General features: G+C 62.5%; 30 protein-coding genes. 19 read left to right on the top strand and 11 right to left on the bottom strand.

What is annotated here, in order from left to right:
- The first annotated feature begins 10 nt into the window (after positions 1–10).
- The 3 genes from PWG15_RS13930 (at position 11) to PWG15_RS13920 (ending at position 4,001) form a co-directional block, all read left to right on the top strand.
- On the top strand, positions 11–1,495 hold the full coding sequence (locus PWG15_RS13930) for a mannitol dehydrogenase family protein (protein ID WP_275020719.1): 1,485 nt from the start codon (positions 11–13) through the stop codon (positions 1,493–1,495).
- A gap of 107 nt (positions 1,496–1,602) precedes the next feature.
- Positions 1,603–2,271 carry an HAD family hydrolase gene (locus PWG15_RS13925; RefSeq protein ID WP_275020718.1) on the top strand — a complete coding sequence of 223 codons (669 nt, stop codon included), beginning with the start codon at positions 1,603–1,605 and terminating at the stop codon, positions 2,269–2,271.
- A 146-nt stretch (positions 2,272–2,417) separates the two neighbouring features.
- Entirely contained in the window at positions 2,418–4,001 is a 1,584-nt protein-coding gene (locus PWG15_RS13920; protein ID WP_275020716.1) for an FGGY-family carbohydrate kinase, read from the top strand.
- A gap of 469 nt (positions 4,002–4,470) precedes the next feature.
- On the opposite strand, the gene PWG15_RS13915 is transcribed toward PWG15_RS13920, so the two are convergent.
- On the bottom strand, positions 4,471–5,265 hold the full coding sequence (locus tag PWG15_RS13915; RefSeq protein ID WP_275020715.1) for a response regulator: 795 nt from the start codon (positions 5,263–5,265) through the stop codon (positions 4,471–4,473).
- A 135-nt stretch (positions 5,266–5,400) separates the two neighbouring features.
- Here PWG15_RS13915 and PWG15_RS13910 point away from each other — a divergent pair, with 135 nt between their 5' ends.
- The 3 genes from PWG15_RS13910 to PWG15_RS13900 all read left to right on the top strand — a co-directional run bounded on the left by PWG15_RS13910 (position 5,401) and on the right by PWG15_RS13900 (position 7,875).
- Positions 5,401–5,595 carry a NepR family anti-sigma factor gene (locus tag PWG15_RS13910; protein WP_058320782.1) on the top strand — a complete coding sequence of 65 codons (195 nt, stop codon included), beginning with the start codon at positions 5,401–5,403 and terminating at the stop codon, positions 5,593–5,595.
- Positions 5,596–5,603: 8 nt separating this feature from the next.
- Entirely contained in the window at positions 5,604–6,158 is a 555-nt protein-coding gene (locus PWG15_RS13905; RefSeq protein WP_113535624.1) for an RNA polymerase sigma factor, read from the top strand.
- A gap of 214 nt (positions 6,159–6,372) precedes the next feature.
- The gene (locus tag PWG15_RS13900) at positions 6,373–7,875 is read left to right on the top strand and encodes a sensor histidine kinase (protein ID WP_275020710.1); all 1,503 of its coding nucleotides are present in this window, start codon (positions 6,373–6,375) and stop codon (positions 7,873–7,875) included.
- 39 nt (positions 7,876–7,914) lie between these two features.
- Here the strand turns inward: PWG15_RS13900 and PWG15_RS13895 are convergent, their stop codons facing one another.
- The 7 genes from PWG15_RS13895 to hemP all read right to left on the bottom strand — a co-directional run bounded on the left by PWG15_RS13895 (position 7,915) and on the right by hemP (position 13,163).
- Positions 7,915–8,346 (bottom strand): hypothetical protein, encoded by a 432-nt coding sequence (locus tag PWG15_RS13895; RefSeq protein ID WP_275020709.1) that lies wholly within the window; start codon positions 8,344–8,346, stop codon positions 7,915–7,917.
- A gap of 122 nt (positions 8,347–8,468) precedes the next feature.
- A complete protein-coding gene (locus PWG15_RS13890) occupies positions 8,469–8,834 on the bottom strand; it encodes an ElaB/YgaM/YqjD family protein (protein WP_275020706.1) in 366 nt (121 codons plus the stop codon).
- A gap of 200 nt (positions 8,835–9,034) precedes the next feature.
- Complete coding sequence (locus tag PWG15_RS13885) at positions 9,035–9,826, bottom strand: heme ABC transporter ATP-binding protein (protein WP_275020705.1); 792 nt, start codon at positions 9,824–9,826, stop codon at positions 9,035–9,037.
- Between the two features lie 8 nt (positions 9,827–9,834).
- The gene (locus PWG15_RS13880; protein WP_275020702.1) at positions 9,835–10,953 is read right to left on the bottom strand and encodes a FecCD family ABC transporter permease; all 1,119 of its coding nucleotides are present in this window, start codon (positions 10,951–10,953) and stop codon (positions 9,835–9,837) included.
- Complete coding sequence (locus PWG15_RS13875; protein WP_275020701.1) at positions 10,940–11,890, bottom strand: heme/hemin ABC transporter substrate-binding protein; 951 nt, start codon at positions 11,888–11,890, stop codon at positions 10,940–10,942. Before PWG15_RS13875 ends, PWG15_RS13880 begins: the two co-directional genes overlap by 14 nt.
- A 21-nt stretch (positions 11,891–11,911) precedes the next feature.
- The gene (locus tag PWG15_RS13870) at positions 11,912–12,973 is read right to left on the bottom strand and encodes a hemin-degrading factor (RefSeq protein WP_275020699.1); all 1,062 of its coding nucleotides are present in this window, start codon (positions 12,971–12,973) and stop codon (positions 11,912–11,914) included.
- 10 nt (positions 12,974–12,983) lie between these two features.
- Positions 12,984–13,163: a hemin uptake protein HemP gene (hemP, locus tag PWG15_RS13865; RefSeq protein WP_275020697.1), complete on the bottom strand. Its 180-nt coding sequence runs from the start codon at positions 13,161–13,163 to the stop codon at positions 12,984–12,986.
- Positions 13,164–13,371: 208 nt separating this feature from the next.
- Between hemP and PWG15_RS13860 the strand changes: the two genes are divergently transcribed.
- From PWG15_RS13860 to PWG15_RS13840, 5 genes are all read left to right on the top strand, one after another.
- Entirely contained in the window at positions 13,372–13,809 is a 438-nt protein-coding gene (locus PWG15_RS13860; RefSeq protein WP_275020696.1) for a hypothetical protein, read from the top strand.
- 76 nt (positions 13,810–13,885) lie between these two features.
- Entirely contained in the window at positions 13,886–14,800 is a 915-nt protein-coding gene (locus tag PWG15_RS13855) for a cell envelope integrity protein TolA (protein ID WP_275020694.1), read from the top strand.
- A 208-nt stretch (positions 14,801–15,008) separates the two neighbouring features.
- Positions 15,009–15,422: a DUF2325 domain-containing protein gene (locus tag PWG15_RS13850; RefSeq protein ID WP_275020692.1), complete on the top strand. Its 414-nt coding sequence runs from the start codon at positions 15,009–15,011 to the stop codon at positions 15,420–15,422.
- A 28-nt stretch (positions 15,423–15,450) separates the two neighbouring features.
- A complete protein-coding gene (locus PWG15_RS13845; protein WP_275020690.1) occupies positions 15,451–15,720 on the top strand; it encodes a hypothetical protein in 270 nt (89 codons plus the stop codon).
- 222 nt (positions 15,721–15,942) lie between these two features.
- Positions 15,943–16,257, top strand: a complete 315-nt coding sequence (locus PWG15_RS13840) for a heme-degrading protein HmuQ (RefSeq protein ID WP_275020688.1) — start codon at positions 15,943–15,945, stop codon at positions 16,255–16,257.
- A 94-nt stretch (positions 16,258–16,351) separates the two neighbouring features.
- On the opposite strand, the gene PWG15_RS13835 is transcribed toward PWG15_RS13840, so the two are convergent.
- Together PWG15_RS13835 and PWG15_RS13830 are read right to left on the bottom strand one after the other, a co-directional pair.
- The gene (locus PWG15_RS13835) at positions 16,352–16,720 is read right to left on the bottom strand and encodes a DUF423 domain-containing protein (RefSeq protein ID WP_275020686.1); all 369 of its coding nucleotides are present in this window, start codon (positions 16,718–16,720) and stop codon (positions 16,352–16,354) included.
- A 6-nt stretch (positions 16,721–16,726) separates the two neighbouring features.
- The gene (locus PWG15_RS13830; protein ID WP_275024426.1) at positions 16,727–17,119 is read right to left on the bottom strand and encodes a group II truncated hemoglobin; all 393 of its coding nucleotides are present in this window, start codon (positions 17,117–17,119) and stop codon (positions 16,727–16,729) included.
- Positions 17,120–17,260: 141 nt separating this feature from the next.
- On the opposite strand from PWG15_RS13830, the gene PWG15_RS13825 reads away from it, so the two are divergent.
- Positions 17,261–17,821 (top strand): TetR/AcrR family transcriptional regulator, encoded by a 561-nt coding sequence (locus PWG15_RS13825; protein ID WP_275020685.1) that lies wholly within the window; start codon positions 17,261–17,263, stop codon positions 17,819–17,821.
- A gap of 17 nt (positions 17,822–17,838) precedes the next feature.
- Positions 17,839–18,180 (top strand): DMT family transporter, encoded by a 342-nt coding sequence (locus PWG15_RS13820; RefSeq protein ID WP_058320832.1) that lies wholly within the window; start codon positions 17,839–17,841, stop codon positions 18,178–18,180.
- Between the two features lie 19 nt (positions 18,181–18,199).
- Here the strand turns inward: PWG15_RS13820 and PWG15_RS13815 are convergent, their stop codons facing one another.
- Positions 18,200–19,222, bottom strand: a complete 1,023-nt coding sequence (locus PWG15_RS13815) for a substrate-binding domain-containing protein (RefSeq protein ID WP_275020682.1) — start codon at positions 19,220–19,222, stop codon at positions 18,200–18,202.
- 362 nt (positions 19,223–19,584) lie between these two features.
- Here PWG15_RS13815 and PWG15_RS13810 point away from each other — a divergent pair, with 362 nt between their 5' ends.
- From PWG15_RS13810 to PWG15_RS13785, 6 genes are all read left to right on the top strand, one after another.
- Positions 19,585–20,847 carry an ABC transporter substrate-binding protein gene (locus tag PWG15_RS13810; protein ID WP_275020680.1) on the top strand — a complete coding sequence of 421 codons (1,263 nt, stop codon included), beginning with the start codon at positions 19,585–19,587 and terminating at the stop codon, positions 20,845–20,847.
- Between the two features lie 175 nt (positions 20,848–21,022).
- A complete protein-coding gene (locus tag PWG15_RS13805) occupies positions 21,023–22,009 on the top strand; it encodes a carbohydrate ABC transporter permease (protein WP_275020678.1) in 987 nt (328 codons plus the stop codon).
- Positions 22,009–22,839 carry a carbohydrate ABC transporter permease gene (locus PWG15_RS13800; RefSeq protein ID WP_275020676.1) on the top strand — a complete coding sequence of 277 codons (831 nt, stop codon included), beginning with the start codon at positions 22,009–22,011 and terminating at the stop codon, positions 22,837–22,839. The genes PWG15_RS13805 and PWG15_RS13800 overlap by 1 nt, the downstream gene beginning before the upstream one ends.
- A 12-nt stretch (positions 22,840–22,851) precedes the next feature.
- Entirely contained in the window at positions 22,852–23,880 is a 1,029-nt protein-coding gene (locus PWG15_RS13795; RefSeq protein WP_275020675.1) for an ABC transporter ATP-binding protein, read from the top strand.
- Between the two features lie 106 nt (positions 23,881–23,986).
- Positions 23,987–24,772, top strand: coding sequence for a ThuA domain-containing protein (locus PWG15_RS13790; RefSeq protein WP_275020673.1), 786 nt, complete (start codon positions 23,987–23,989; stop codon positions 24,770–24,772).
- 5 nt (positions 24,773–24,777) lie between these two features.
- On the top strand, positions 24,778–25,821 hold the full coding sequence (locus tag PWG15_RS13785; protein WP_275020671.1) for a Gfo/Idh/MocA family protein: 1,044 nt from the start codon (positions 24,778–24,780) through the stop codon (positions 25,819–25,821).
- Positions 25,822–25,976 lie beyond the last annotated feature (155 nt).

Below are 25,976 nucleotides of genomic sequence, written 5' to 3'. Positions count from 1 at the left end.
ATACGGGATCATGACGACCAAACTCTCACTTGCCGCCCTCGGCACGATCAAGGCCAAAGCCGGTGTGCCGCGCTACGACCGGTCGCAACTGACGGCGGGCATCGTGCATTTCGGCGTCGGCAACTTCCACCGGGCGCATCAGGCCGTCTATCTCGACGATCTCTTCAATGCCGGCCATGACCGCGACTGGGCGATCGTCGGCGCTGGCGTGCTGGCCTCGGACGCGGCGATGCGTGCCAAGCTTGCCGCGCAGGATTTCCTGACGACGGTCGTCGAGCAGGACAACAACCGCACCGGCGCCCATGTCACCGGCGCGATGATCGACTATCTCGAACCCGGCGACGTCGCTGCGATTGTTGCCAAGCTCGCTGATCCGGCGATCCGCATCGTTTCTCTGACGATCACCGAAGGCGGCTATTTCATCGATCCGGCCTCGGGTGTCTTCAATCCGACCCATCCGGCGATTGTGGCAGATGCCCAGAACCCGGCGGATCCGAAGACGGTCTTTGGATTGATCGTCGCCGGCCTGAAGGCCCGCAAGGACCGGAATGTCCCGCCCTTCACTGTGATGTCCTGTGACAACATTCCGGGCAATGGCGAAGTCACCCATGCGGCGGTTGCGGGCCTCGCGCGGCTCTTCGATCCCGCCTTTGCCGACTGGATCGAGGCCAACGTCGCCTTCCCGAACGGCATGGTGGATCGGATCACACCGGCGACCGGTGCGCGAGAGATCGGCATCGTCGCCGACGACTACGGCATCGAGGACGCCTGGCCGGTTTTCTGCGAAGAGTTCAAGCAGTGGGTTCTCGAGGATCATTTTCCGCTCGGCCGGCCGGCGCTGGAGAAGGTGGGCGTCCAGTTCGTGCCTGATGTCGCGCCCTACGAGCACATGAAGATCCGCATCCTCAACGGCGGCCATGCGGCAATCGCTTACCCTGCCGCCTTGCTCGACATCCATTTCGTGCACGAGGCGATGGAGGAGCCACTGATCCGCGCCTTCCTCGCCAAGCTCGAACATGACGAGATCATCCCGGTCATTCCGCCTGTGCCGAACACAAATCTCGGCGATTATTACAAGCTGATCGAGACGCGCTTCTCCAACCCCAAGATCGGCGACACGATTCCGCGGTTGGCGCAGGACGGCTCCAACCGGCAGCCGAAATTCATCCTGCCGTCGACGGCCGACCGGCTGGCGCGCGGCGAGGACGTGGTGGGCCTGTCGCTGGTTTCGGCATTGTGGTGCCGCTACTTCGCCGGCACCTCCGACAGCGGCAAGGCGATCGTCTTCAACGACCAGAGCGCCGACCGGCTGAACAGGGCCGCCCTTGCCGCCAAGGACGATCCGATGGTCTTCCTGGCGCTCAGCGATATCTTCGGCGACGTCGCGCGCTCCGATCTCTTCCGCCAACGTTTCGCCCACGCATTGAAAACCCTTTGGGAAAAGGGTACGCGCGCTACGCTCCAGCTCTATCTGGACGACAAGCTCACCGCATAATTCCTTGGATCGAATCGCTCCAGGGACGAGCTATGCGCCAATTCAAAGTGCTAGAGCGACCTTGGCGCGCCTTGAACGTCGCGCGGTGCTGTAAGGGGTAGGGTGTTATGGCGGACGCTGCGTCCAGGCTGGTGATCTTCGATTGCGATGGGGTGCTTGTCGATAGCGAGCCGATCTCGCTGGAGGTGCTTGTGGACGTGCTCTCCTCCGCCGGTGTTTCGATGACCACCGATGAGGCGACGGAGCGCTTTCTCGGACGCAGTCTGAAAAGCATGTCGGCGATCCTGCATGACGAATACGGGCTCGCCACCGACGACGCATTCCTCGAAGGCATGCGCCTTCGCCTTTATGATCGTTTTCGCACGGAACTGCAGCCAATTGCAGGAATTCGCGAAGCGGTAGAACAGCTTGAGGGCGCCTGCTGCGTCGCCTCGTCGAGCCAGCCGGAACGCATCCGCCTGTCACTGACCGTCACCGGTCTCATCGACCTCTTCGAGCCCAACATCTTCTCCGCCACCATGGTAAAGCACGGCAAGCCGGCACCCGATCTTTTCCTGCATGCGAGCCGTGAAATGGGTTTCGCGCCCAAGGATTGCGTCGTCGTCGAGGACAGTCCGGCCGGTATCGAAGCGGCGAAGGCGGCGGGCATGCGGGTCTTCGCCTTTGCTGGCGGCAGCCACGCGCGCACTGACAGGCATCGGCAAAGTCTCTCCGAACTCAGCCCCGACGTGCTGTTTGACGACATGGGCGAATTGTTACAGTTTGTCGGCAGATAGCAGGGACGGAACGAGAGCGGGACAAAGAAAAGTGTGTGCGGATTTTGGCCCGCATCCCGCTCCAACTAATGAAAATCGATCACGTTTTTGATTTTGGGTCGAGCCGACCGAAAGTCGTTGTGATCCAGGGGGCGGGACTTTCATTGATGCGTGAATTCGTCGTTGCGGTCGATGTCGGTACCGGCAGTGCGCGCGCCGGTATTTTTGACCGGAAGGGCACGCTGCTTGCGCGTGCCGACCTGCCGATCGCCATGAACCGGCCGGAAGAAAACCACGCCGAACATGATTCCGAGGATATCTGGCGTGCCGTCTGCGGCGCGGTCAAGGCGGCCAGGGATAAGGCCGGCATCGCCGCGGAGAGCATTGCTGCGATCGGCTTCGACGCCACCTGCTCGCTGGTGGTGCGCGATCGGGAAGGCAAGCCGCTCTCCGTCAACCGCAAGGGCGAGGCGCGCTGGGATACGATCGTCTGGCTGGATCATCGGGCGTTGGCCGAGGCTGATTTCTGCACGTCGACCGGCCATCCGGTGCTCGACTTCTCCGGACGTGTCATGTCGCCGGAAATGGAAATGCCGAAGCTGATGTGGCTGAAACGCAATCTGCCCGGACAGTGGAGCGAGGCGGGTTTCTTCTTCGACCTCGCCGACTACCTCTCCTGGCGGGCGACCGGCAGCGCCGCCCGCTCGCGCTGCACGTTGACGGCGAAGTGGAATTATCTCGCGCATGAGAAGCGCGGCTGGCAGCCGGATTATCTCGCAAAGATCGGCCTTGAGGATTTGCTTGAACGCGGTGGGCTACCGGAAGAAAGCCTGCCGATCGGAAGCTCGGTCGGCTATCTGAGTGCAGCGGCTGCCGCCGAGCTCGGACTGGACGAAGGCTGCCAGGTTGCGCCGGGCCTGATCGACGCCTATGCCGGTGCGCTCGGCGTCGTCGGCGGGTTCATCGGGAAGCCGGAGAAGCTCGAAAAGCAACTGGCGCTGATTGCCGGCACGTCGAGCTGCATCGTCGCCTTTTCCAAGGACATGAAGCCTGGCTTCGGCATGTGGGGTCCCTATTACGAAGCGGTGCTTCCGGGCGCCTGGCTGATCGAGGGCGGACAGTCGGCGACAGGTGCTCTGCTCGACCACATCGTGCGGCTGCATGGTGGTGGCCTTGAACCGACCGCAGAGACCCATGGCCGGATCATCGCCCGGGTGCAGGAACTGCGCGCCGAACAGGGGGCCGCCTTTGCCGATCGCCTGCATGTGCTTCCCGATTTCCACGGCAACCGTTCGCCGCTTGCCGACCCGCATGGGCTCGGCGTCATCAGCGGGCTGCCGCTCGATTCCTCCTTCGACGCGCTCTGCCGGCTCTATTGGCGCACCTGTGTCGCGATCGCGCTCGGCATCCGGCACATCCTGGAGATGATGCGGGAGGTCGGCTATCAGCTCGACACGCTGCACGTCACTGGTGGCCATGTCCGCAATGCACTTCTGATGGAACTCTACTGCGATGTGACTGGCTGCCGCGTGGTGGCGCCGCAGGCTCCGGATGCGGTGCTGCTCGGCACTGCGATGGCGGCGGCGGTAGCCGGCGGCATCCACCGCGACCTCGCGGCCGCCGGGGAGGAGATGGCGTCCGAGGGGCACGAGCGCCTTCCGAATGCCCGTGTTCGCGATAGCTATGATCGCGATTATCGCCGCTTCCTGGCGCTCTATCGACACCGTGACGAACTCGACAGGATGCAGTGACCGGCAGGTGGAAACCTCCCGAGCGACCGGATGGAACCTTTTGCTCCGTCGCGCATTCTGTTTTCGACCGGACGGTGGCGCGCATAGCCCCCAATGCCGCGCCGGAGGCAGACCGCCGGCCTACAACTCACACTCCCCGAGTGAGTTGCACATACCAGCCAGTGCCTTCCCTCGGCACTGGCTGTCGTGTTTCTGGGGTAAGCCCATGCGATGTGCGGAAATGCGAAACGACGGCAATTTGCCGAGCGAGATACAAGTGCGGCCGCGCTAAGGTGGGAACGTCGGCAACGCACGCAAAAATCAGGAACGGTTGATTTCGGGAAGTCCGGTCATTTTGCCGCTTCGACGAAACGGCAAACAGGACTGCGGCGTCGCGATCCTCTAGGACACGCAACGCCGCTATCCTTTGAATTACCTGCATGTTCTTGCCTTTGAACGGTAGCGATCAAAGGAAACATGCAGGTTGCACTCAGGCCGCCGCCTTGGTCGATTCGTTGAAGAACAGTGCCTGGCTGATCAGTGCCTTGACCATGTCCGGGTTGAACGGCTTGGTGACCAGGAAGGTCGGTTCCGGCCGCTCGCCGGTCAGGAGCCGTTCCGGGAAGGCGGTGATGAAGATCACCGGAATGGCGCTGGTCTTGAGGATGTCGTTGACGGCGTCGATGCCCGAGCTGCCGTCGGCGAGCTGGATGTCGGCAAGCACCATGCTTGGCCGGGTCCGCTTGTAGAGGGCGATGGCTTCGTCGCGGGTCCGGGCAATGCCGGTGACCCGATGGCCGAGGCTCTCGACCATCTGCTCGATATCGATGGCGATCAGCGGCTCGTCCTCGATGATCATGATGTCGGTTGCGACCTGACGCGAGATTTCCTGCGAGGCGCGGTCGAGAAGGCCGCCGACCTTGTCGGCGGAGACGTCGAGAACCTCGGCGGCTTCCTCGGGACGGAAACCCTCGACCGAGACCAGCAGGAAAGCCTGGCGGGCAAGCGGCGAGACGGTTGCCAGATTGATCGACGCGCGCTTTTCCCAGGCAAAGGGCGAGACCGGTTCTGGCACGAGCACGGACGAGGAACCGAACAGTGAGGTGAAGAGCCTGAACAGGCCAACGCGATCATTGCTTGCTTCCGGGAAAATCGACGTGTCGGCGATCAGCGCTTCGAGAACGGCGGCGACATAGGCGTCGCCGGATGTCTGCGAGCCGGTCAGCGCGCGCGCGTAGCGGCGCAGGTACGGCAGAAGCGGTGCGATCCGCGTGGACAATGTCATAGGGGAACTCCCTCGAATATCTTTCTACGGTGACGTTGCGAGAACGCCGGACGTAAAAAAAGGTTCCGCGAGGGAACATTTCAATTTTCTGCCGCGTTATGGCGGCTATGGACACTCGAAGGCGACAGATTGACAATGAAATATAAAACAGGGGCAGGGCGGACTACCGGCACGACCTTATGGACAGAAGACCCAAATGCGCAGATCGCAGCAAAGCTGAAAGCGCTCTATCAGTCCGTTCAGGAAGAGGCGATACCCGCGCGTTTTCTCGATCTTCTGGAAAAACTCGACGCAGCCGAGCAGCAATCGGCACTGCAGGGCAGGGAGTAAGTGCCAGAATGTCGTCCGAAAAGAATGATTTCAAGCGAGAGATGCTTGCCGCCTTGCCGAGCCTGCGTGCCTTCGCCATGTCGTTGATCGGTCGCCACGACCGTGCCGACGACCTGGTGCAGGACACGATCATGAAGGCCTGGGCGAAGCAGGACCATTTCGAGATGGGCACCAATATGAAGGCGTGGCTCTTCACGATCCTGCGCAACGAGCTCTACAGTCAGATGCGCAAGCGTGGGCGCGAGGTGCAGGACACCGACGGCCACTTCACCGAGTCGCTGGCCCATCATCCCGAACAATACGGTTCGCTCGACCTGCAGGATTTCCGGCGCGCGCTCGACATGCTGCCGCCGGACCAGCGCGAAGCGATCATCCTGGTCGGCGCTTCCGGCTTCTCCTACGAGGAGGCGGCGACGATCTGCGGCTGTGCCCTTGGCACGATCAAGAGCCGGGTCAACCGCGCGCGTCAGCGGCTGCAGGATATCCTGCAGGTGAAGGGTGAAAACGACTACGGGCCGGATGAAACCTCGGCTCCGATCACCTCGCGTGCCTTCGTCTCCTGAGGAAAGAATTTCAGGCAGGACACCGTTGCAAAAGTGGCGGGGTCCTGCTTTCACTGGCGGCTTGAGCCCAAAGGGGAACACGCCGTGACGGCTGGCATCGACTGACGCATGTGCAGGGATGACGATTTTGGGGCGAGGCGTTCCAGAATCGAGCGGGATGTGGGTAGATCGACAATGGTTTCCTCATCTTGTTCAGATTGAGAATTGAGACCGTATGCGCGTGAGGACAGAGAAAACGGATCCGCCCGTGACGAGGCTGCTGGACGCGCCCGAGCGTCTTGGCGTTCTGTATGCGACCGTGCCCGACATGGCCGTACCGGATCGCGATTTCCACGGGATCGTCGAAATTGCTGCCGGGCTTTTCGACGCCCAGATTGCACTGGTGACGCTGATTGACCGTGAATGGCAGTGGTTCAAGGCGGCCGTCGGTACCGACGAGACCCGTGCTCCCGCCGAAGAGGCGTTTTGCGCGCATGTGACGGCTGTGGCCGATGCCAGCCTCGTCGTGCTCGACACTTCGACCGATCCACGGTTTGCGCGCCATCGACAGGTCAAGGGGCCGCCATTTCTGCGTTTCTATGCCGGAGCGCCCATCGTGCTCGACGGGCAGGCAGTGGGCACGGTTTGCGTGTTCGACGACAAGCCGCGCGCTGAGGTGCCGCAGCCGCTCATTCACCAATTGTGCCGCCTTGCGGCGCTTGCAGCCTCGCTCTTCAAGGTCAAGGACGAGGCGCGCCGGCGCGCGCTGAAAGAGGCCGCGCTGTCGCGCGAGGAGCAGCGACACGCGATGGCGCTCGAAGCGGCGAACATCGGCAGTTGGCTTTGGGACATCCGCTCAGGTGTGATCGCCGGCAACAGTGCATTGAAACGCATGTTCGGACTTTCGGCCGAGAGTTCGGTCGGTGCCCGGGACATTTTCGGCGCGATCCATGTCGACGATCGCGGCGCGACTTTCGCCAAGCTTCGCCAGGCGATGAAGGCCGACGACGAGTATGACGGCATGTTCCGCATCGGCGACACCGGGCGCTGGCTGCTTGGCCGCGGCCGCGTTCATGACCGGGACGCCAAAGGCAATCCGCTCACCTTCATCGGCGTGACGATCGATGTCACCGACCAGCAGGCCTCGGTGCAGCGCACCCGGCTCCTGCTGAAGGAGCTCAACCACCGGGTCAAGAACACGCTTGCCATGCTGCAGTCGCTCGCGCGCCAGACGCTTCGCCAGACGAGCGACCCGGCCGAATTCATGACTGCGTTTGCTGGCCGCTTGCAGGCGATCTCCGAGGCGCATGGTCTGCTCTCCGACCACGAGTGGGGCACCATCCGCCTTGCCGACCTCATCGCCAAGCAACTGCTGCCGCATGTGAGTTGCTATGCCGAGCAGGTCGAACTGCACAAGGACGAAGTGTCGCTCGGGCCCGACCAGGCCGTCGGCCTCGGGTTGGTTTTGCACGAACTTGCGACCAATGCGGTGAAATACGGATCGCTGTCGGTGCCGAAAGGCAAGGTGGTGTTGACGGCGCGAAACGTCGTCGAGGACGGCGACACCGTTCTTCATCTCACCTGGACCGAAGTTGGCGGGCCGCCGGTGCGCGAGCCAAAGCGGCGCGGTTTCGGCTCCATCCTCATCGAGCGCAGTCTCGACAAGGTGCTGGGCAGTTCGGTGAAGGTGGAGTATCTCCCCGCCGGGGTCACGGCGCTGATCCGTCTTCCGCTTTAACAAGGCCGCGCCCGCCCATCACTGCTCGCTGCGGGTGTATCAGTCGTCGTGTTTGCGCCCGCGTCGCTTGCCGGTGCCGAGAAGTGCGCCGATCGCAACAGCCGTCGCGACCGCGAGAAGCGGGTTTTTGCGCAAGATACCGGCGGCGGCAAGCAGTGTCAGATTGGTCTGCATTTGCGTGCGACGGCGGCGTTCTTCCTGACGCCTGCGGTCCCGGTTCTGCAGGGCGATGAGGACGCCGATCAACACCAGCGCGGTGACGACCAGCGCCCCGGCGATTGCGGTGGCGGCCGCAACCGGGGAGTAGCGGGCACTGAGATAGAGAAAAGTGGCTGCGAGGGCGAAGACATAGGCTGTTGCGAGCAACAGCCCTATGACGCTCCATAGGGCTGCGTTGCGCTTCACGCGGGAGGCCGTGGCGCCGATGTCGGCGGCCAAGAGGCTGGCGAGGGCGGCCGTCAATGGTCCCATGCATTACTCCCCGTCGTGATCGACATTCGTAAACTGGAGCGGGATCGGTCGGAAAAATCTTTGACCTCCCCTCGCTCGGACCGAGAGCTCATGCCCGCGGCTCCAATTCGACCGACTGCGGGTCAGCGACGAAGCAATGCAGCCACGGCGAGCCCGATCAGGGCGGCAGCACCGAGCGTGGCGATCGGATGCTCGCGAACCGCGTGTCGAACCTGCTTTTCCGTGCCGGCATACCGGCCTCGCAGCTCGGCAAGCAACTCTTCGCCGCTCGCCAGGAGTTCGCTGACGCTCGCTTCGGCCTGTTCGCGGGCGTCCTGTGCCTTGCTGCGCGCCTGCTTAGACGCCGCCGATCCACGATCGGCCAACAAGGCAACCAATGTTGCAACGTCATCGCGCAGTTCGCTCAATTGCTCCTCGACGGAGATATCGGCAAGTTTGCCATTTTTGGTCGACCGCGAGCTTGAACCGGAAAAGAGGCTTGGCGCCATGATGATTACTCCCTTTCACGAGTGCGCCGGCCGCGAACGGTCGGCGCTGTCTGACGGAACCGGCGGGCACAACTAGAGGCCCTTGCCGGCGCTTCGGGAGAACAACGCACAAGTGCGGAAATTGTTTCGATAAATCTTGGTGTTGAGGCCCGAGAATCCGGAGGCGCCAATGGACACCTACCGGATCCACGGGCGTGGCGTCAGAGGGAGGCCGTCTGCGGCAGGACGAACGGCACATGCGGCGCCGGCGCGACACCCACCTGCATGCGGCAGCCGAAGACGGCTTCCATCGTCTCGTCGGTCAGGACCTCGCGGGGTGCACCGCTGGCGCGGACCTTGCCGGCCTTCATCATCACCATTCGGTCGGCGAACATGGCTGTCAGGTTGAGGTCGTGCATGACCGCAACGACCCCGCCGCCGCGCTCACAGAACTTGCGGGCGAGCTGCATGATCCCGAGCTGGTGGCGGATATCGAGGCTCGAGACGGGTTCGTCGAGCAGCAGGTAGCGTGGCTCGCCGTCGACCACCGGATCAGTGATCTGGCAGAGGACACGGGCAAGCTGCACGCGCTGCTGTTCGCCGCCGGACAGTTCCTGGTAGAAGCGTCCGGCAAAGCCCGCTAGATCCACCGCTTCCAATGCCTCGGCCGTGACCCGGTCGTGCGCGGCGGGATCCGCATTGGCACCGGCGGCAAGGCCCAATCTTACGACCTCGCGCACGGTGAAGGGAAAGGAGATGACCGTCGACTGGGGCAGCACGCCGCGCATCAACGCGAGTTCCCAGGGCTTCAGCCCGCGCAGATCACGGCCATTGATGCGGATCGTCCCGTTCGACGGCGAAAGCTCGCCGGAGATCGCCTTCAGCGTCGTGGTCTTGCCGGAGCCGTTCGGGCCGACGATCGCGGTCAGTGCGCCGGGCAGCGCCTCGAGCGAGACGCCGTGGATGACGGGTCGCCCACCGAGGCGAACCGAGAGATTGGAAACGTTGATCATGACTTCGCTCACAGTCCCATGTTCGAACGGCCGCGCAGCAGGATCCAGAGGAAGAACGGCGCGCCGATAAAGGCGGTGACGATGCCGATCGGCAGTTCCGCCGGGGAGACGATTGTACGTGCGATCATATCGGCAAGGATCAGCAGCGTGCCGCCGAGCAGCGCCGAGGCGGGCAGTAGGTAGCGATGATCGGGGCCGATGACGAGGCGCAGGAGGTGCGGAACGACGATGCCGACGAAACCGATGCCGCCGCTGACCGCAACGGACGCGCCGGTTGCCGCCGCGACACTGACGATCGCAATGTTTTTCAGGCGTTGGACGGGAATGCCCATGTGGAAGGCGGCCGCTTCGCCGAGCGTGATGGCATTCAGCCCGCGTGCGAGGAAAGGGGTAACCGCGAGCGAAGCGAGGATGATCGGCGAGGCGGCGAGGATCTTCGTCCAGTTGGCGCCGGCGAGTGACCCGAGCCCCCAGAAGGTGAGATCACGCAACTGCTTGTCGTCGGCCCTGAAGACGAGAACGCCGGTGACCGCACCGGTCAGTGCTCCGAGCGCGATGCCAGCAAGCAGCAGCGTGGCAATCGACGTCTGGCCGCCACGGGTGGCGATACGGTAGAGCAGCAGCGTCGTGACGAGGCCACCGATGAAGGCCGCGACCGGCAGCGCGTAGAAGCCGAACAGCGCAAAGAGCGGCCCGAAGGCAGCGGTTCCGAGCACGATCAGCAGCACGGCGCCGAGGCTTGCGCCCGAGGACACGCCGACAAGACCGGGATCGGCCAGCGGATTGCGGAAAAGACCCTGCATGACGACGCCGGATACGGCGAGCGAGGCGCCGACGAGCATGCCGAGCACGGCGCGCGGCAGACGGATATCGAGAATGATGATGCGGTCGCGGATGCTCAAGGCCTGGTCGGCCTCGCCCATCATCCAGCGCCCGACGTTGGCGAGCGACGCATCGGCCGCACCGGTCATGATCGAGCCGACGAAGGTCGCGATGGCAAACGCGATCAGGGCGACAATGACGAGACGCGCCAGCCGCGAGCGGTTGCCCGAGCGCCATTCGTTGCGGATGTCGGCGGCAAAAGCGGTCAGGCGCATGCCGCGGTCCAATGCCTCACTGCGAGGCATTGGCCTTCTTCCCGTAGATGGCTGCATTCAGTTCGCGAACGGCGCTGGCAGTGCGCGGGCCGAAGCCGAGCAGGTGCAGGCCGTCCATGCGGATCAGCGCCTTGTTCTTTGCGGCTGGCGTGAGGCTGAGCGCCGGCAGGGCGAATAGCTCCTCTGCCTTGGCGGAATGTTCGCCGCCGCGATCCATCATGAGGACGACATCGGGTTTGGCCTCGATGATCGCCTCGTCGCTCAGCGCCTTGTAGCCGGGGAAGGTGCCGACCGCGTTGATGGCGCCCGAGAGCTCGATGATGCCGTTGGCCGCGGTTCCCTGACCGGAGGCCATGACCTTGCCGCCCTGTGTGCTCAGGATGAAAAGCACGCGCTTGCGTTCAGCTTCCGGACTGGCGGCATTCTCGGCGACTGCCGCATCGAGATCGGCCTCGACGCTTTTTGCCAGGGCTTCAGCCTTTTCCTCGACACCGAGGAAGGTGCCGACGGCGCGGATCTTGGCGGGGATACCAGCCTTGTCGAATGTTTCGGGCACACTGGTGAAGGCGATATTCGCCTCTTTCAGCACGGCGAGCGCCTCTGGTGGGCCACTGCCTTCGACGGCGATGATTGCGCTCGGGTTGGCGGCGATGATGCCTTCCGGTGCGAGTTGCCGCATGTAGCCGACATCCGGCAGCGCCTTTGCCGCTTCCGGGTAGGTGCTGGTGGAATCGCGACCGACGAGGCGACCTTCCTCGCCGAGCGCGTAGATGATCTCGGTGATCGCTCCGCCGACCGAAACGACGCGCGAGACGTCGGCCTTCTGCATGTCCTCGGCCATCGCCGGCCGGATGAAGGAGGGGGCACCGGGTGCCACCGCCGGCAACAGGAAGGGAGCCGAAAGGGCGAAGGCGGCAAGCGCCAGTTCCCAGCGGCGAAGGCGACGGAAGTCGAGACCCTTGATCATCGGAGTGTCCTTATCCTGTCCTCAGGCGGCGACAGTCGTTTCGAGACGCGGCAGGCCCTCGGCGATGGAGCGCCATTCCGGACGTTCTGCGAGACCCTCTTTCCGCTTGCCGAAGAACTGGATGATCATCTCGCCCTTGGCGTCGAGCGCCTCGATCGAGGTGACATGACCATCGGCGGTCGGCTTGCGCACGGCCCAAAGTTCGGCGATGTGGTCGGTACGCAGGTGCAGGTGGAAGGTCGGGTCCATGACGTTCAGCCAGGGGCCCATGGGCGCGATCTTGGCGATCGGGCCGGAGTGGATCTGGATCATGCCGCGGTTGCCGACGAAGCACATGATCGGCAGTTCTGTCTCGGCGCTCTCGCGCATCAGCGCTTCGATGCTGGAGGGGTCGAGCTGCCAGGCGAAATCCTCGCCGATGTTGCTGAGCGCCTGGCGACGGCCGATCTTCAGCTTGCGCAGCATGCCGTGGAACTGATGCGTGTCCGTCATTTTCGTCCAGCGGTCGCGCAGTTCGACGACATCGACCACCGTTTCCGGCTTGTCGTCGGTGGCAGGTACGCTGGCGTCAGCGGCAAATTCCTGCGTCTGGTCGTCAAGGCGGAAATCCGCGACGATCTTGTCATAGGCCTCGACGTTCGACGCCGGGCGCAGATGCAGCTTGTGCACCGCATTGCCCCACTTGTCGAAGAATTGCAGGCTCTTGCGGGCTTCACCCTGGTCATCGGTTTTCGTCACGGCGAAAGCGTGTGCCCAGGCGCTCGGGAAGACGCGCAGGTCGATCTGCTCGCCGAGCACGATGCTCGCCATGTCGCCGGTGGTGATCTTCTCGTAGACGCCGATCTTCTCGTGGACCGCGCTTTCGTTGCGGGTCAGAGCCATGACCTCGCCCAGTTCCTCGACGCGCGACAGGAAGCGGTTGGCGTCGGCGTCGATGCGTACCGCGGTCAGCCCACATTCGGCAGCAACGAGAGCAGCCTCGGAAACGCCGAGCTGAGCTGCGATGTCGCGCTCGCGCATCTTCGGGTTCTCGGCGCGATAGGCGCGGATTTCGGAAGGAGTGGGGCGGAGGCTCTCGGTCATTTTCATCTGCCTATTTGTTCAGGATCAGTTTGCCTTGGCGGGTGATCTTCATGCGGTAGATCGCGCCGTCGTGGGAAATGAGGATCTCGTTTTCGCTGCCGAAAAGTTCGCGACTTTCGATAATCCGCTGCGCGCGCCCGGCCTGGATCGGCGGCTCGGATGGGCGTGCAAGGTTACTGTCGTTGGTCACTGCGTTTGGCCGTTTCGAGAGGGCAGGCCGCGCTGTTTTTCCAGCATTTCCTGCCGTGCAATTCGTTTACTATCTTGACTTCATTACTCATATTTATTTATGGACGCAATACCGGACTTATAAACTCAAGTTAGTTGTTGCCGGCTTGTGGACAAGGGCGTGCTGACGACGTTCGGTGGTGCGCTCGATCCTTTGGAGTGGTGTCGTTATGAAGTTTTCCAGCCTCCCGATCGTTTCCCTTGCCTTTGCGGCTTTCGTTGCCGCAAGCGGTGCCAATGCGCAGGAGGCGGCAGCTGCTGGAGGTCTGACAATCGAGCTCAACGAGGTCGCGCCATCGCAGAAAGGCTGCAAGCTCACCTTCGTCGCCGACAACGCGTTCGCCCAATCGCTGAGCAAGGTTTCCTTCGAATTCGTGATCTTCGACCAGAAGGGCCTGGTCGAACGCATGGCCGTGCTCGACTTCCGCGATCTGCCCGCCGGCAAGACCAAGGTCCGCCAGTTCGATCTTCCCGGCACAAACTGCGATGCGGTGAAGAGCCTCTTGATCAACGATGCGCCGGCCTGCGTCGGCGACGGCGTGCAGCCGGGCGCCTGCATGAGCGGGATCAAGACCGGCTCGAAATCGGCGGTGGAGCTCAAGGGCTGAACGAACGGGGCTGATTGGGATCGCTCTTTCGGAGCGTGAAGTTTGCGCCGCCCGGTGCGGCGAAGGTAAGGCTGCAATGAAGCGTATCGTCATCTGGGCTGGGGCCGCCATCATCTCGCTTGCAACGCATGGCGTCGTGCTTGCTACCCTGTTTGGCCCAAGGCCCCCGGAAAAAGAGCATGCCCTCATGCTTGGCGGAGAGGCGACCGAGGTCGCGGTCCTTGGCGATGCCTTTGAAGAGACGCTACAATCCGGCGATCCGGCGGAGATCGTCGAGCCGACCGAGGACGTTCCGGATGAGGTCAAGCCGGAGGAGATATCGCCGGTCGAAGATCTGACGTCGACCACTCAGGAAATCGTTGCCGAACAGCCGCATGATCTGACCGCGACCGAAGCTGACGTGATCCTGCCGGCTGAAGAGATGCCGACCCTTCAGGTCGCCGAGGCCGTCGTGACGGCTAGCGTCGCGCCCGTCGAGACCGTGGTGCCCGAAGAAAAGCCCGAGATCGAAGAGCCCAAGAAGGAAAAGGTCGAGAAGCCGGAACCGAAGAAGGAGCCGGTCAAGAAGAAGAAAGTGACCCGCAAGAAGACGGGTGACAAGGGCGAGCAGGCGCAGAACCAGGTCAAGGGTAAGCAGGACGGTCAGGAGAGCGGTAGTGCCGCAGCCGCGACCGGTGACAGTCGCGCATCCGAGGTCGGCAACGCCAATATGGAAAATTATGACGGCAAGGTCCGCAGGAAGATCATGCGCAGGTTCAAGGTGCCGTCTTCGGCAAGGCGCGAAGGCGTTTCCGGCACGGCGACCGTTCGCTTCACGTTGACCGCCAACGGTGAATTGACCCGGGTAAACGTCGCCGGCAGTTCCGGTTCTCCCGCCATCGATGAAGCAGCCGTGGATGCCGTGCGCAATGCGGCGCCGTTCCCGGCCTTTCCCGCCGGGGGGCCAGCCTCCAAATCCTTCATCGTTCCAATGGTTGCCAGCGTCCGCTGAGGCGGACGCGGTTTCGTCTGCTCGTTCGTTCGTGCGAAATTGGCGAAAAATATATGATAAAAAAACTCATGTTTATACTTTACTCTGTTTATCAAGTTTAATAGGTTGCCCTCGTCACGCAGCCGAAGGGCGTGTGTCGAGATGATGTCCCGATGCGACCGGCTGCCCTTGAAGGGTCCTTGTCGCACGATCAGGCGGAGAGGATTGCATGCGCGGCAAGCGTCACCAGAATGCGGCGAAGAATGGCAAGGGTCGTTCGGGCTCAGAACCGGCCGAAGCCCGCCAGGAGGCCGGCAAGGCAACGCTCGAAGGGCGCAGTTTTCTCTATGTCGGTGGCCGCGATTGTCAGGTTGCGCACTTACGCGAAATCGCCAGCTCTTTCGGCGCCGAACTGCTTCACCATGATGGCGGTCTGCGCGAAGCCGTCTCGCGGATCGACCGGGTGCTGCCGTCGGTCGACTGCGTCTTCTGCCCGATCGACTGCATCAGCCATGACGCATGTCTTCGCGTGAAGACCGGTTGCAAGAAGTGGGGCAAGGCCTTCGTGCCGCTGCGCAACGGTTCGAAGTCGAGCCTCGAGCGGGCACTGCAGGACCTGACCACCGGCCGCGACGAGCGGTAATCCTCCCAAGGCAAGACGAGAGTTTGCAATGAACGAAGAACGTCCTGACCTGTGCATGATGATCGGTCTGCACAAGCTGGCGGCGCAGCATGGCGATGGCCTAGTGCCTGAACTCTACGAGATCCTGACGCGCCGCGCGCGCATGGTCGAAGAGAATGCCAACGTCACCGAGTTTCCCACCTGGCAGGCACGCCCGCCGGTGCGCGATCCGCTCGGCCTTGCGGAGTCAAGGGAAGGCACTATCCTCGCCTTTCCGAGGGCTGCAAACGATGCGGCGCGCAAGAAGGAAAGCGCGTAGGAGCAACTCCAGAAAAAGTGCGAAGCGGCTTTCCGTTCGGATTTGCGCTTTTCGGTAAGTGAGCAACTCCAGGAAAAGTGCGAAGCGGCTTTCCGTCCGGATTTGCGCCTTTCAGTAAGAGAGCAACCCCAGGAAAAGTGTGCAGCAGTTTCGGCCCGGGTTGCGTCGCTTCAACGAGAGGGATCATTTCACGGTTTCGGTGAATTGACCTGGGAGACCAAAATGTACGTCGCCATGAACCGTTTCCGTATCGCTATCGGCCAGGAAGAGGCCTTTGAGGCCGTGTGGAAAGGGCGCGATTCCAGCCTGGCGGAGATGCCGGGCTTCGTTTCCTTCCACCTGCTGCGCGGCGACAGCGTGCCGGAGGAGGGCTATACGCTCTTCGTTTCGAATTCGGTCTGGAAGGACAGGGATTCGTTTTCAGCCTGGACGAAGTCCGAGAATTTTCGCGCCGCGCACAGAAACGCCGGCGAGAACAGGGCGATGTATCTCGGTCCGCCGAAGTTCGAAGGATTTTCGGCTGTCGAAGGCGCCTGACCATGCAGTCTCGCGCGCGACCAGCCGCGTAGTGTCTTGACTTTACATGCTATTCCCCTCCCGGATGGCCCCATCCGGGAGGGGAACGTTTTGCTTAGGCTGTCTTTCGCGGCAGGAAGGCACCGAGCGAAACGGCGAGCCATCCCGCCATGATGGTCGTGCCGCCGAGCGGCGCCGACATCGGAAACAGGCCCGAACCCGAAACGTGGCGCATGGCGAGGTCTGCCGAGAACAGCGCCGTTCCAAGAGCAATCAGCAAGGCCGCAACGGCCGCCGTGCGAAAGCTCGGCCAGGCTGCGTAGAGCGCGACCAGAGCCGGGGCATGTGCCAGGCACATGGCCGAAATGCCGGCGAGCAATCTTGGATCGTCGCCGTGCGAAGCAGCGGCCGCGCTGACAACACCGGTCAGGCCCATCAAACCGGCAACAAAAAGCGTCGTTGCGCGAAATCCGCTCTGCGACATGTAACGTTATTCCTTGTTCTGCATATGAAGGGCAAGGCGGGTGATCGGCTCGAGAATGATCTGCCTCAGCTTCGGATGGGCGATCGTTTCCTCAAGCGCACGGCTGAAGCAAAGCAGCCATTCGTCCCGTTCCGCCGGCCCGATCTCGGCGACGAAATGGCGGCGACGCAGCATCGGGTGTCCGCGCTTCTCGACGTAAACTGGCGGTCCGCCAAGCCAGCCGGTCAGGTACTCGTAGAACTTCTCTTCACTGCCGGAAAGATCGGGCGGATGCACGGCGCGGCAGTGGGCGGCTTCCGGCAGCGTGTCCATCAGCTCGTAGAAGCGGTGGGTGAGCGCGCGAACCGTCGGGTCGCCGCCGATCGCTTCGTAGAGGGTCGTGGTTTCCGTTTCCGCCATGCGCGCGTCCTTCATTCCCTGCGGTCCTAGCGCGCGGCGACGGGGTGGACAACGATTTTCAGAGCGCCGGTTTGCGGCGTTTCATCGCGGTCGATCGCAATCTCTCTTGACAAACCGTCCAGACGGTATCTTTATAGCGCCATGACCGAAGCTCATCGTCGCAAGAAGCAGCCGGAACAGGTGCGCCAGCAATTGCTGGAGGTTGCCGCACGCCTTTCGCATGAGCAGGGCGTTGCGGGCATCACGCTCGATGCCGTGTCGCAGGCGGCGGGCGTCAGCAAGGGTGGGCTGTTGCACCATTTCCCGAACAAGCTCGCTCTGCTCGACGGGCTGTTCGACGACCTGGTGACGCGGTTCGATCGTGAGATCGAAGCGGCGATGGCGTGCGATCCGGCGGAAAAGGGGCGTTTTACCCGCGCGTACATTGACGTCTGCTTCGCGCTCGACCCGGCGACCGACGTGCCAGGCTGGCGCATGCTGACGATCGCGCTCATTGCCGAGCCGCATCTGAAGAGCCGCTGGCGTGATTGGGTCAGCAAGCGATCGACGGAGTTCGCAGACACGGACGGCTCGACCGGATGCGTGCTTGCCCGCTTTGCCTGCGACGGCGTCTGGCTGGCAGATCTGATGCAGAGTCACGATCTCGATGCCGAGGCGCGGACCGGTCTTGTTGAAAATCTCAAGGCGCTTTCGGCGCAGTAACCCGGATGGAGGCCGTCATGAACCCCGCTATGCTCTATACCGTCCTGGTTGCAGCGATCGTCTTTGAAGTGCTCGGCACCTCGGCGATGCAGGCGGCCCAGCACTTCACCCGGCTGGGGCCGACGGTGATCATGGTGGTCTGCTACGCGATCGCCTTCTTCTTCCTGTCCTACACGCTGCGCTTCATTCCCGTGGGTATCGCTTATGCGGTCTGGAGCGGGCTCGGCATCGTCTTGATTTCGCTCGTCGGTTACTTCGCCTTTGGGCAGAAACTCGACCTTGCTGCGATCCTGGGGCTGGGCCTGATCATATCCGGCGTGGTTGTGCTCAACCTGTTTTCCAAGTCCACCTTCCACTGAGGCGGTCGGCGGCCAGTCCTCAGGGGCTTGCCGGAGGAGGTGCGGTCGATTCCCGCAGGATCAGTTCCACCGGCCAGAGTTCGTGTACCTCCTCGGTTGGCTTGCCTGAGAGAAGCTGCAGCACCAGATCGGCCGAGCGTGCGCCGGCGGCGCGCATGGAAGAGCGGGTCGCTGAAAGCGACGGTACCATGTTTTCCGCCGTCAGGTAGGGGAACACGTCGTCATGGGCGATGACCGAGACTTCGCGGCCGATCTCAAGTCCCATCGACCGTGCTGCCCTGTAGATGCCGAGCGCCGTCATCATCGAGCCGGCGACGAAGGCGGTGGGGCGGGGCGTCTGTTCCAGGAAGGAGCGTGCGAAACGGAATCCGAGTTCGTCGGTGAAATTGCCGTGGGCAACCAGGCGTGGATCAAACGGGATGCCGCGCGCCTCGAGCGCATCGCGATAGCCCTTGTCGCGGTGAAGCGAGAAGGTTCGGCCCTGCCGGCCGTTGATCATGGCGATGCGGCGATGGCCGAGGTCGATGAGATGCGAGGTTGCGCGGCGGACCGCGCCTTCGTTGTCGATGTCGAGCCAGGCATGCGGCACGTCGATATCGGAGCGGCCGTGCACGAGAAATGGCATGCCGAGCTTGTGGAGAAGGGCGATGCGCTCGTCGTTCGGTTCGGGAGAATGCACGATCACGGCATCGACGCGACCACTGACGGCAAGCCGGCTGTAAAGCTGGATTTCGCCCGTGGGGCTCTTGTCATCCATCGGGCTGACGAGGATGTCGATATCCTCGGTCCCGAGCCGCTCGGCCAAGCCGCCCATGAATTCGGAGAAATGGAATTCACCGGAGCGCCCCATGACGACGCCGATAGCGCCCGCGCGTCCTGTGGCGAGCCTCACGGCATTGATGTTCGGACGATAGCCAAGGCGAGTTGCCTCTTCGGCCACGCGCTTGCGCGTCTTCTCGCTGACCTCGGGATAGCCACTCAGCGCCCGGCTGACGGTGGTCGGCGAAAGGCCCAGTTGTTGTGCGAACTCCCTCAGTTTCATTCGGTATGCGTTTCCTCAGCCAAGCCCGGTCCCAGAAATATACACCTTCGTTGCCGGTAACAATCTGTTTGTGGGGAGCCTCCTGCGCCTTCGACCGCGATGGAAATTTACCAAACCGTTTTAAATTAATGCAACTCCCCTTTGATTTTACGGGTTTCTGCGAGCTGAAGTCAAAACGTCTCCTCCTTCATTATTTTATTGAAATTAAACAGTTATTTTGAGAGATCCACGGCAAAATGACTTTTTCTGACGCATGGATTGACAGTTTTTCCGTCTTCTGCCAACTTTTTTCAATCCAAACCGCTTTCGAATTTGCCGAGGAGCGTTCGTGCGGTGGAGGGGGAACAGGAGGAGTCGACCCAATGACAACCATGCTCAATGCCCTGAGTTTTTGCGCCGCGATCGTTGCAGCCGGAACGGCCAGCGCCGCCGAACTCTCACTCGCCGCCAACACGACTGGCAAGAACGTGAACTTCATCCGCGAGCAGCTCGACATTTTCGAGAAGGAGACCGGGCACAAGGTGAGCCTGGTCACCATGCCGCCGTCGAGCAGCGAGCAGTTCAGCCAGTACCGGCTGTGGCTTGCCGCCGGAAACAAGGATGTCGACGTCTACCAGACCGACGTTGTCTGGGCGCCGCAGCTGGCAGACCAGTTCGTCGACCTGACGGAGGCGGCGAAGGACGTCGTTGGCCAGCACTTCCCGTCGATCATCGCTTCGCAGACGGTCAATGGCCGGCTTGTGGCGCTGCCTGTCTTCACCGACGCGCCGGCGCTCTTCTACCGCAAGGATCTGCTGGAAAAGTACGGCAAGGCGCCGCCGAAGACCTGGGATGAACTGGCGGCGACCGCCAAGGAAATCCAGGAGAAGGAGCGCGCTGCCGGAACACCGGATCTCTGGGGCTACGTCTTCCAGGGCAATGCCTATGAAGGGCTGACCTGCAACGCGCTCGAATGGATCAAGTCGTCAGGTGGCGGCCAGATCGTCGAGCCGGATGGCACGATCTCGATCAACAACGAGAAGGCAGCCGCTGCGGTCGATCGCATCAAGGGGTGGATCGGGACGATCTCGCCGCAGGGCGTGCTAGCCTATCAGGAAGAGGAATCGCGCGGCGTCTGGCAGACCGGCAATTCTGTCTTCATGCGCAACTGGCCCTATGCCTATGCGCTCGGCAATGGCGACGACAGTGCGGTCAAGGGCAAGTTTGCGGTAGCACCGCTGCCGACGGCGACCGATGGCGACCAGCCGTCCTCGACGCTCGGCGGCTGGAACGTCGCCGTTTCCAAATATTCCGACGACCAGGAAGCGGCGATCGCGCTCGTCAAGTTCCTGTCGTCAGCCGAGGTGCAGAAGCGCCGAGCGATCGAGCTTTCCAACCTGCCGACGATTGCCGCTCTTTACGACGACGCGGAGGTCGCCAAGGCTCAGCCGTTCATGCCGGCCTGGAAGCCGATCTTCGAAAGTGCGGTGCCACGCCCGTCGGCCGTTACCAAGGTCAAGTACAACGAGGTCTCCGCCAAGTTCTGGAATGCGGTTCACAACTCGCTGTCCGGCAACGGCACGGCGGCGGAAAACCTGGAACTGCTCGAAGTCGAGCTCACCGAGATGAAGGGCGACAGCTGGTAATCCTCCCGGGGCGAGGGGAGTGCTTCCGGGCCTCCCCTCGCTCTATCGAGCAGCCGCCAACGATGCACTCTTTCAAGCGAGACAATTCCGAACGTTTTCGAATTGCCGGGAGCCGCATCGTTCCTTTCGGGCCAACCGTTCGGCCGCACGCCGAATGGCAAGGGTGAGCAGAGACATGACCGACCTTTCCCTCGCAGATCCGCCTTCCGCACTCGGTGCGCAGGCCCGGATCCGCTCCGACCTCAACGCCGAGCGCATCCGCTCCGCCTGGATCTTCCTCGCGCCGACATTGCTGGTGCTCGCACTCGTCGCTGGTTGGCCGCTGATTCGCACCGTCTATTTCAGCTTCACCAATGCGTCGCTGACCAATCTTGAGGGCGCCGAGTTCGTCGGCTTCAAGAACTATCTGAGCTGGATCACGCTCAAGAGCGGACGCACGGTCTATAACGGCCTTCTTGCCGATCCCGCCTGGTGGAATGCCGTCTGGAACACGCTGAAGTTTTCGGCGGTCTCGGTAACCATCGAAACGGTGCTCGGCCTGATCGTCGCGCTGGTTTTGAACGCCCATTTCCCGGGTCGCGGGCTGGTGCGGGCGGCGATCCTGATCCCCTGGGCAATCCCGACCATCGTTTCGGCCAAGATGTGGGCCTGGATGCTCAACGACCAGTTCGGCATCTTGAACGACCTTTTGCTCGGTCTCGGCCTGATCAGTCACAAGATCGCCTGGACCGCCAATCCGGAGACGGCAATGGTCGCGGTGCTGATCGTCGACGTCTGGAAGACGACGCCGTTCATGGCGCTCTTGATCCTCGCCGGGCTGCAGATGGTGCCAACGGATATCTACGAGGCAGCCAGGATCGATGGCGTTCATCCGCTGAAGGTGTTCTGGCGGCTGACGCTGCCGTTGATCCGGCCGGCGCTGATGGTCGCGGTGATCTTCCGCATGCTCGATGCGCTGCGCATCTTCGACCTGATCTACGTGCTGACGCCCAACAACGCCCAGACGAAGACAATGTCGGTGCTGGCGCGCGAAAACCTCTTCGACTTCGACAAGTTTGCCTATGGGGCCACCGCCTCGACGATGCTGTTCCTGATCATCGCGGCGATCACCGTCGCCTACATGTGGTTCGGCCGCGTCAATCTCGAGGGAGGAGAGCGCTGATGGTCGCAACCCTTGCCAGGCGCACGGCGTTCTACGCCCTCGTCGCCCTCATCATCGTCATGGCCGTGTTCCCGTTCTACTACGCGGTGTTGACAAGCTTCAAATCCGGAACGGCGCTGTTTAGGGTCGATTACTGGCCGACCGAAATCTCCTTCGACAATTACGCCGGCATCGTCACCAGCAGCGGCTTCCTGCGCAACCTTGCCAACTCGCTGATGGTCGCGACCATTGTTGTCGGCATCTCGCTGCTGCTTGCGGTCACCGCCGCCTATGCCTTGGCGCGGGTCAGGTTTCGCGGGCGCGGGCTGCTGCTTCTGACGATCCTGTCGGTGTCGATGTTTCCGCAAATTGCCGTTCTTGCCGGTCTCTTCGAACTCATCCGCGCGGTCGGTATCTTCAACACGCCCTTGGCGCTGATCTTTTCCTACATGATCTTCACGCTGCCGTTCACGGTCTGGGTGCTGACCACCTTCATGCGCGACCTGCCTGTTGAAATCGAGGAGGCGGCGATCGTCGATGGCGCAACGCCCTTCGTGATCATCACCCGCGTGTTCATGCCGCTGATGTGGCCGGCACTGGTAACGACGGGGCTGCTCGCCTTCATCGCCGCCTGGAACGAGTTCCTGTTTGCGCTGACCTTCACCTCGTCCGACAGCCAGCGCACGGTGCCGGTGGCGATCGCGCTGCTTTCGGGCAACAGCGAGTACGAAGTCCCGTGGGGCAACATCATGGCCGCATCGATCATCGTCACCGTGCCGCTGGTGGTTCTCGTGCTGATCTTTCAGCGACGGATCATCTCCGGACTCACGGCCGGCGGCGTCAAGGGATAAGGGGAGGAAAACATGGCAGAACTTCAATTGCGCAACATCCGCAAGTCCTTCGGCGCCTTCGAGGTGATCAAGGGTGTCAGCATGGACATCCGGGCCGGCGAGTTCATGGTCTTCGTCGGGCCGTCCGGCTGCGGCAAGTCCACGCTGCTGCGGCTGATCGCCGGGCTGGAGGAGATCACGTCGGGCACGCTCTCCTTCGACGGGCAGGTGGTCAACCAGCTGACGCCGTCCAAGCGCGGCATCGCGATGGTGTTCCAGTCCTACGCGCTCTACCCGCACATGACGGTGTTCGAGAACATGTCCTTCGGCATGCAGCTCGCCGGCAAGGACAAGGAGCAATGCAAGAGACGAGTGGAGGCCGCGGCCGAGATGCTGCAGTTGACACCCTATCTCAAGCGGCTGCCGCGGCAGCTCTCGGGTGGCCAGCGGCAGCGCGTAGCGATCGGCCGGGCGATCGTGCGTGATCCCAAGGTCTTCCTGTTCGACGAGCCGCTCTCCAATCTCGACGCCGCACTCAGGGTTGCCACCCGCATCGAGATCGCCAAGCTGCATCGCAGCATGCACAAGACGACGATGATCTATGTCACGCACGACCAGGTCGAGGCGATGACATTGGCCGATCGCATTTGCGTGCTACGGGATGGTCTGGTCGAACAGATCGGCACGCCGCTCGAACTTTACGAAAGCCCCAACTCGATCTTCGTCGCCGGCTTCATCGGTTCGCCAAAGATGAACTTTCTGTCCGGCGCACTTGCCGCGCCCTACGATGCCCACACGATCGGCATCAGGGCTGAGCATCTGGAGATCAGGCCAAGCGACGGCAGGTGGTCGGGAACGGTGGTGCATTCCGAGATGCTGGGATCCGACAGCTACATCTATCTCGATATCGGTGCCGGCGAACCGGTCATCGTCCGCGAAGGCGGCACTTCGCTTCACCGGCCGGGCGAGACGGTGCAGATCTCACCGGTCGGCGACAACATCCACCGCTTCGATGCGGCCGGGCTGGCGCTTGGCCGAACTCCCATGAAAGGGGCAGCCTGACTGGCAAACCTCCCATCGACCGGTTTGAGCTTCGGGGTCGCCAACGCGTGGCGGCCCCATCCATCGTAAGAGGCCCGAGAAGGGCGAACATCCAAGGAGACTGAACGTGCCTATCAGAACAGTTGTTTGGGGCGAGAATATCCACGAGCAGACCAACGAGATCGTCCGTAGCATCTATCCGAACGGGATGCACAACACGATCGCAGCCGCGCTGAACACCGAAGCCGGCATCGAGGCGACGACCGCGACCCTGCAGGAGCCGGAGCATGGCCTCAGCGTCGAGCGCCTTGCGAACACCGACGTGCTTTTGTGGTGGGGCCACAAGGACCACGGCGCGGTCAGCGACGAGATCGTCGAACGGGTCGCCAAGCGCGTCTGGGAAGGAATGGGCCTGATCGTGCTGCACTCCGGCCACTTCTCCAAGATCTTCAAGCGCCTGATGGGCACCCCTTGCGCGCTGAAGTGGCGCGAGGCGGGCGAGCGCGAGCGTGTCTGGGCGATCAACCCGCGCCACCCGATCGCCGAAGGTCTCGACGAGAACTTCGTGCTTGAAAACGAGGAGATGTACGGCGAGCAGTTCTCCGTGCCGGAGCCGCTCGAAACCGTCTTCATATCGTGGTTTGCCGGTGGCGAAGTGTTCCGTTCCGGTCTCACCTGGCGCCGCGGCGCCGGCAACATCTTCTACTTCCGCCCGGGACATGAAACCTACCCGACCTATCACGACGCCAATGTGCAGAAGGTTCTGCGCAATTCGGTGAAGTGGGCCTACAACGCCGACAACCGCTATACGGCGATCCACGATGCGCCGAACGTGCCGGTCGAAAAGGCGCTGGAGCCGATCGTCGAACGTGGCCCCAGGCTGCACCAGGCCGGCGAAGCAGGATACAGGTGAGAGCCATGCGTCTTCTTGTAGTTGGAACCGGCGGCATGGCGAACAGCCATGCCCAGGCCTTTGCCAAGATCGAAGGCGTCGAAATGGTCGGCGCCGTCGATGTGGATCCGAAGCGCGCCCAGGCCTTTGCCGACAAGCACGGGATTGCCGACACCTTCACCTCGCTCGACGAGGCTATCGCCTGGGGCAAGTTCGATGCGGCGACGAACGTGACGCCGGACAAGGCGCATCACCCGACGACGTTGGCGCTCCTTGCTGCCGGCAAGCACGTGCTGTGCGAAAAGCCGCTTGCCGAGAGCTATGCCAAGGCGGCGGAGATGGCGGACGCAGCAGAGCGCTCCGGCCTGGTGACCATGGTCAATCTCACCTATCGCAATGTCGCGCCCTTGCAAAAGGCACGGGCGATGGTGCTTGCGGGCGAGGTCGGCAAACTGCGTCACCTCGAGGCGTCATACCTGCAGAGCTGGCTCGTTTCGAAGGCCTGGGGCGATTGGGCTACAGAAACGCAATGGCTGTGGCGGCTTTCGACCAAGCACGGCTCGAACGGCGTGCTTGGCGATGTCGGCATCCACATCCTCGATTTTGCCGGCTACGGTGCGGGCACCGACGCGTCGCGAATCTTCGCGCGGCTGAAGACCTTCGACAAGGCACCCGGCAACCGCATCGGCGAATACGACCTCGACGCCAACGACAGCTTCGTCATGACGGCCGAATTCGACAACGGCGCTATGGGCGTCGTCCATGCCAGCCGCTGGGCGACCGGGCATCTGAACGAACTGCGGCTCAGGCTGCACGGCGACAAGGGCGCACTCGAAGTGGTGCACACGCCCGACGGTTCGACACTGCGCGCCTGCCTCGGCGCCGATGTCGAAACCGCAACCTGGCGTGACGTCGACGCAGGGGGCGTCCCGACGAACTACCAGCGTTTCGTGGAGGCCGTTCGCGAGGGCAAGACCGAGGAGCCGGGTTTCCGCCATGCGGCAAACCTGCAGAAGGTGCTGGATCTCGCGATGGAGACGGAAGCCTCACGGCGCGAACTTGCGGTTTGAGGCTTTGGTTGGGCGGCGAATTCATTGCCGCCCACCGACCCGTTCAAGCTCTAATTTTTCAGCTCCCGGTCGACCCGTTCGGCGATCCGTGTTTTGCAGCACGGATCGCCGAATGCGGTACAGTGCCCCGCGTCTTCTAAGGTACGCTAGGGCCG

Source organism: Ensifer adhaerens, assembly GCF_028993555.1.
GTDB classification, from domain to species: domain Bacteria; phylum Pseudomonadota; class Alphaproteobacteria; order Rhizobiales; family Rhizobiaceae; genus Ensifer; species Ensifer adhaerens_I.
This window is presented reverse-complemented; position numbering and strand designations above follow the sequence as displayed.

Coding starts and splice junctions, on each gene's coding strand:
- PWG15_RS13785 (WP_275020671.1), top strand. CDS start 24,778: ATGCGTCTTCTTGTAGTTGGAACCGGCGGCATGGCGAACAGCCATGCC.
- PWG15_RS13900 (WP_275020710.1), top strand. CDS start 6,373: ATGCGCGTGAGGACAGAGAAAACGGATCCGCCCGTGACGAGGCTGCTG.
- PWG15_RS13800 (WP_275020676.1), top strand. CDS start 22,009: ATGGTCGCAACCCTTGCCAGGCGCACGGCGTTCTACGCCCTCGTCGCC.
- PWG15_RS13885 (WP_275020705.1), bottom strand. CDS start 9,826: ATGATCAACGTTTCCAATCTCTCGGTTCGCCTCGGTGGGCGACCCGTC.
- PWG15_RS13925 (WP_275020718.1), top strand. CDS start 1,603: ATGGCGGACGCTGCGTCCAGGCTGGTGATCTTCGATTGCGATGGGGTG.
- PWG15_RS13805 (WP_275020678.1), top strand. CDS start 21,023: ATGACCGACCTTTCCCTCGCAGATCCGCCTTCCGCACTCGGTGCGCAG.
- PWG15_RS13835 (WP_275020686.1), bottom strand. CDS start 16,720: ATGTCGCAGAGCGGATTTCGCGCAACGACGCTTTTTGTTGCCGGTTTG.
- PWG15_RS13845 (WP_275020690.1), top strand. CDS start 15,451: ATGAACGAAGAACGTCCTGACCTGTGCATGATGATCGGTCTGCACAAG.
- PWG15_RS13795 (WP_275020675.1), top strand. CDS start 22,852: ATGGCAGAACTTCAATTGCGCAACATCCGCAAGTCCTTCGGCGCCTTC.
- PWG15_RS13855 (WP_275020694.1), top strand. CDS start 13,886: ATGAAGCGTATCGTCATCTGGGCTGGGGCCGCCATCATCTCGCTTGCA.
- PWG15_RS13875 (WP_275020701.1), bottom strand. CDS start 11,890: ATGATCAAGGGTCTCGACTTCCGTCGCCTTCGCCGCTGGGAACTGGCG.
- PWG15_RS13905 (WP_113535624.1), top strand. CDS start 5,604: ATGTCGTCCGAAAAGAATGATTTCAAGCGAGAGATGCTTGCCGCCTTG.
- PWG15_RS13825 (WP_275020685.1), top strand. CDS start 17,261: ATGACCGAAGCTCATCGTCGCAAGAAGCAGCCGGAACAGGTGCGCCAG.
- PWG15_RS13895 (WP_275020709.1), bottom strand. CDS start 8,346: ATGGGACCATTGACGGCCGCCCTCGCCAGCCTCTTGGCCGCCGACATC.
- PWG15_RS13830 (WP_275024426.1), bottom strand. CDS start 17,119: ATGGCGGAAACGGAAACCACGACCCTCTACGAAGCGATCGGCGGCGAC.
- PWG15_RS13870 (WP_275020699.1), bottom strand. CDS start 12,973: ATGACCGAGAGCCTCCGCCCCACTCCTTCCGAAATCCGCGCCTATCGC.
- PWG15_RS13930 (WP_275020719.1), top strand. CDS start 11: ATGACGACCAAACTCTCACTTGCCGCCCTCGGCACGATCAAGGCCAAA.
- PWG15_RS13920 (WP_275020716.1), top strand. CDS start 2,418: ATGCGTGAATTCGTCGTTGCGGTCGATGTCGGTACCGGCAGTGCGCGC.
- PWG15_RS13910 (WP_058320782.1), top strand. CDS start 5,401: ATGAAATATAAAACAGGGGCAGGGCGGACTACCGGCACGACCTTATGG.
- PWG15_RS13915 (WP_275020715.1), bottom strand. CDS start 5,265: ATGACATTGTCCACGCGGATCGCACCGCTTCTGCCGTACCTGCGCCGC.
- PWG15_RS13890 (WP_275020706.1), bottom strand. CDS start 8,834: ATGGCGCCAAGCCTCTTTTCCGGTTCAAGCTCGCGGTCGACCAAAAAT.
- PWG15_RS13820 (WP_058320832.1), top strand. CDS start 17,839: ATGAACCCCGCTATGCTCTATACCGTCCTGGTTGCAGCGATCGTCTTT.
- PWG15_RS13860 (WP_275020696.1), top strand. CDS start 13,372: ATGAAGTTTTCCAGCCTCCCGATCGTTTCCCTTGCCTTTGCGGCTTTC.
- PWG15_RS13880 (WP_275020702.1), bottom strand. CDS start 10,953: ATGCCTCGCAGTGAGGCATTGGACCGCGGCATGCGCCTGACCGCTTTT.
- PWG15_RS13815 (WP_275020682.1), bottom strand. CDS start 19,222: ATGAAACTGAGGGAGTTCGCACAACAACTGGGCCTTTCGCCGACCACC.
- PWG15_RS13850 (WP_275020692.1), top strand. CDS start 15,009: ATGCGCGGCAAGCGTCACCAGAATGCGGCGAAGAATGGCAAGGGTCGT.
- PWG15_RS13810 (WP_275020680.1), top strand. CDS start 19,585: ATGACAACCATGCTCAATGCCCTGAGTTTTTGCGCCGCGATCGTTGCA.
- PWG15_RS13840 (WP_275020688.1), top strand. CDS start 15,943: ATGTACGTCGCCATGAACCGTTTCCGTATCGCTATCGGCCAGGAAGAG.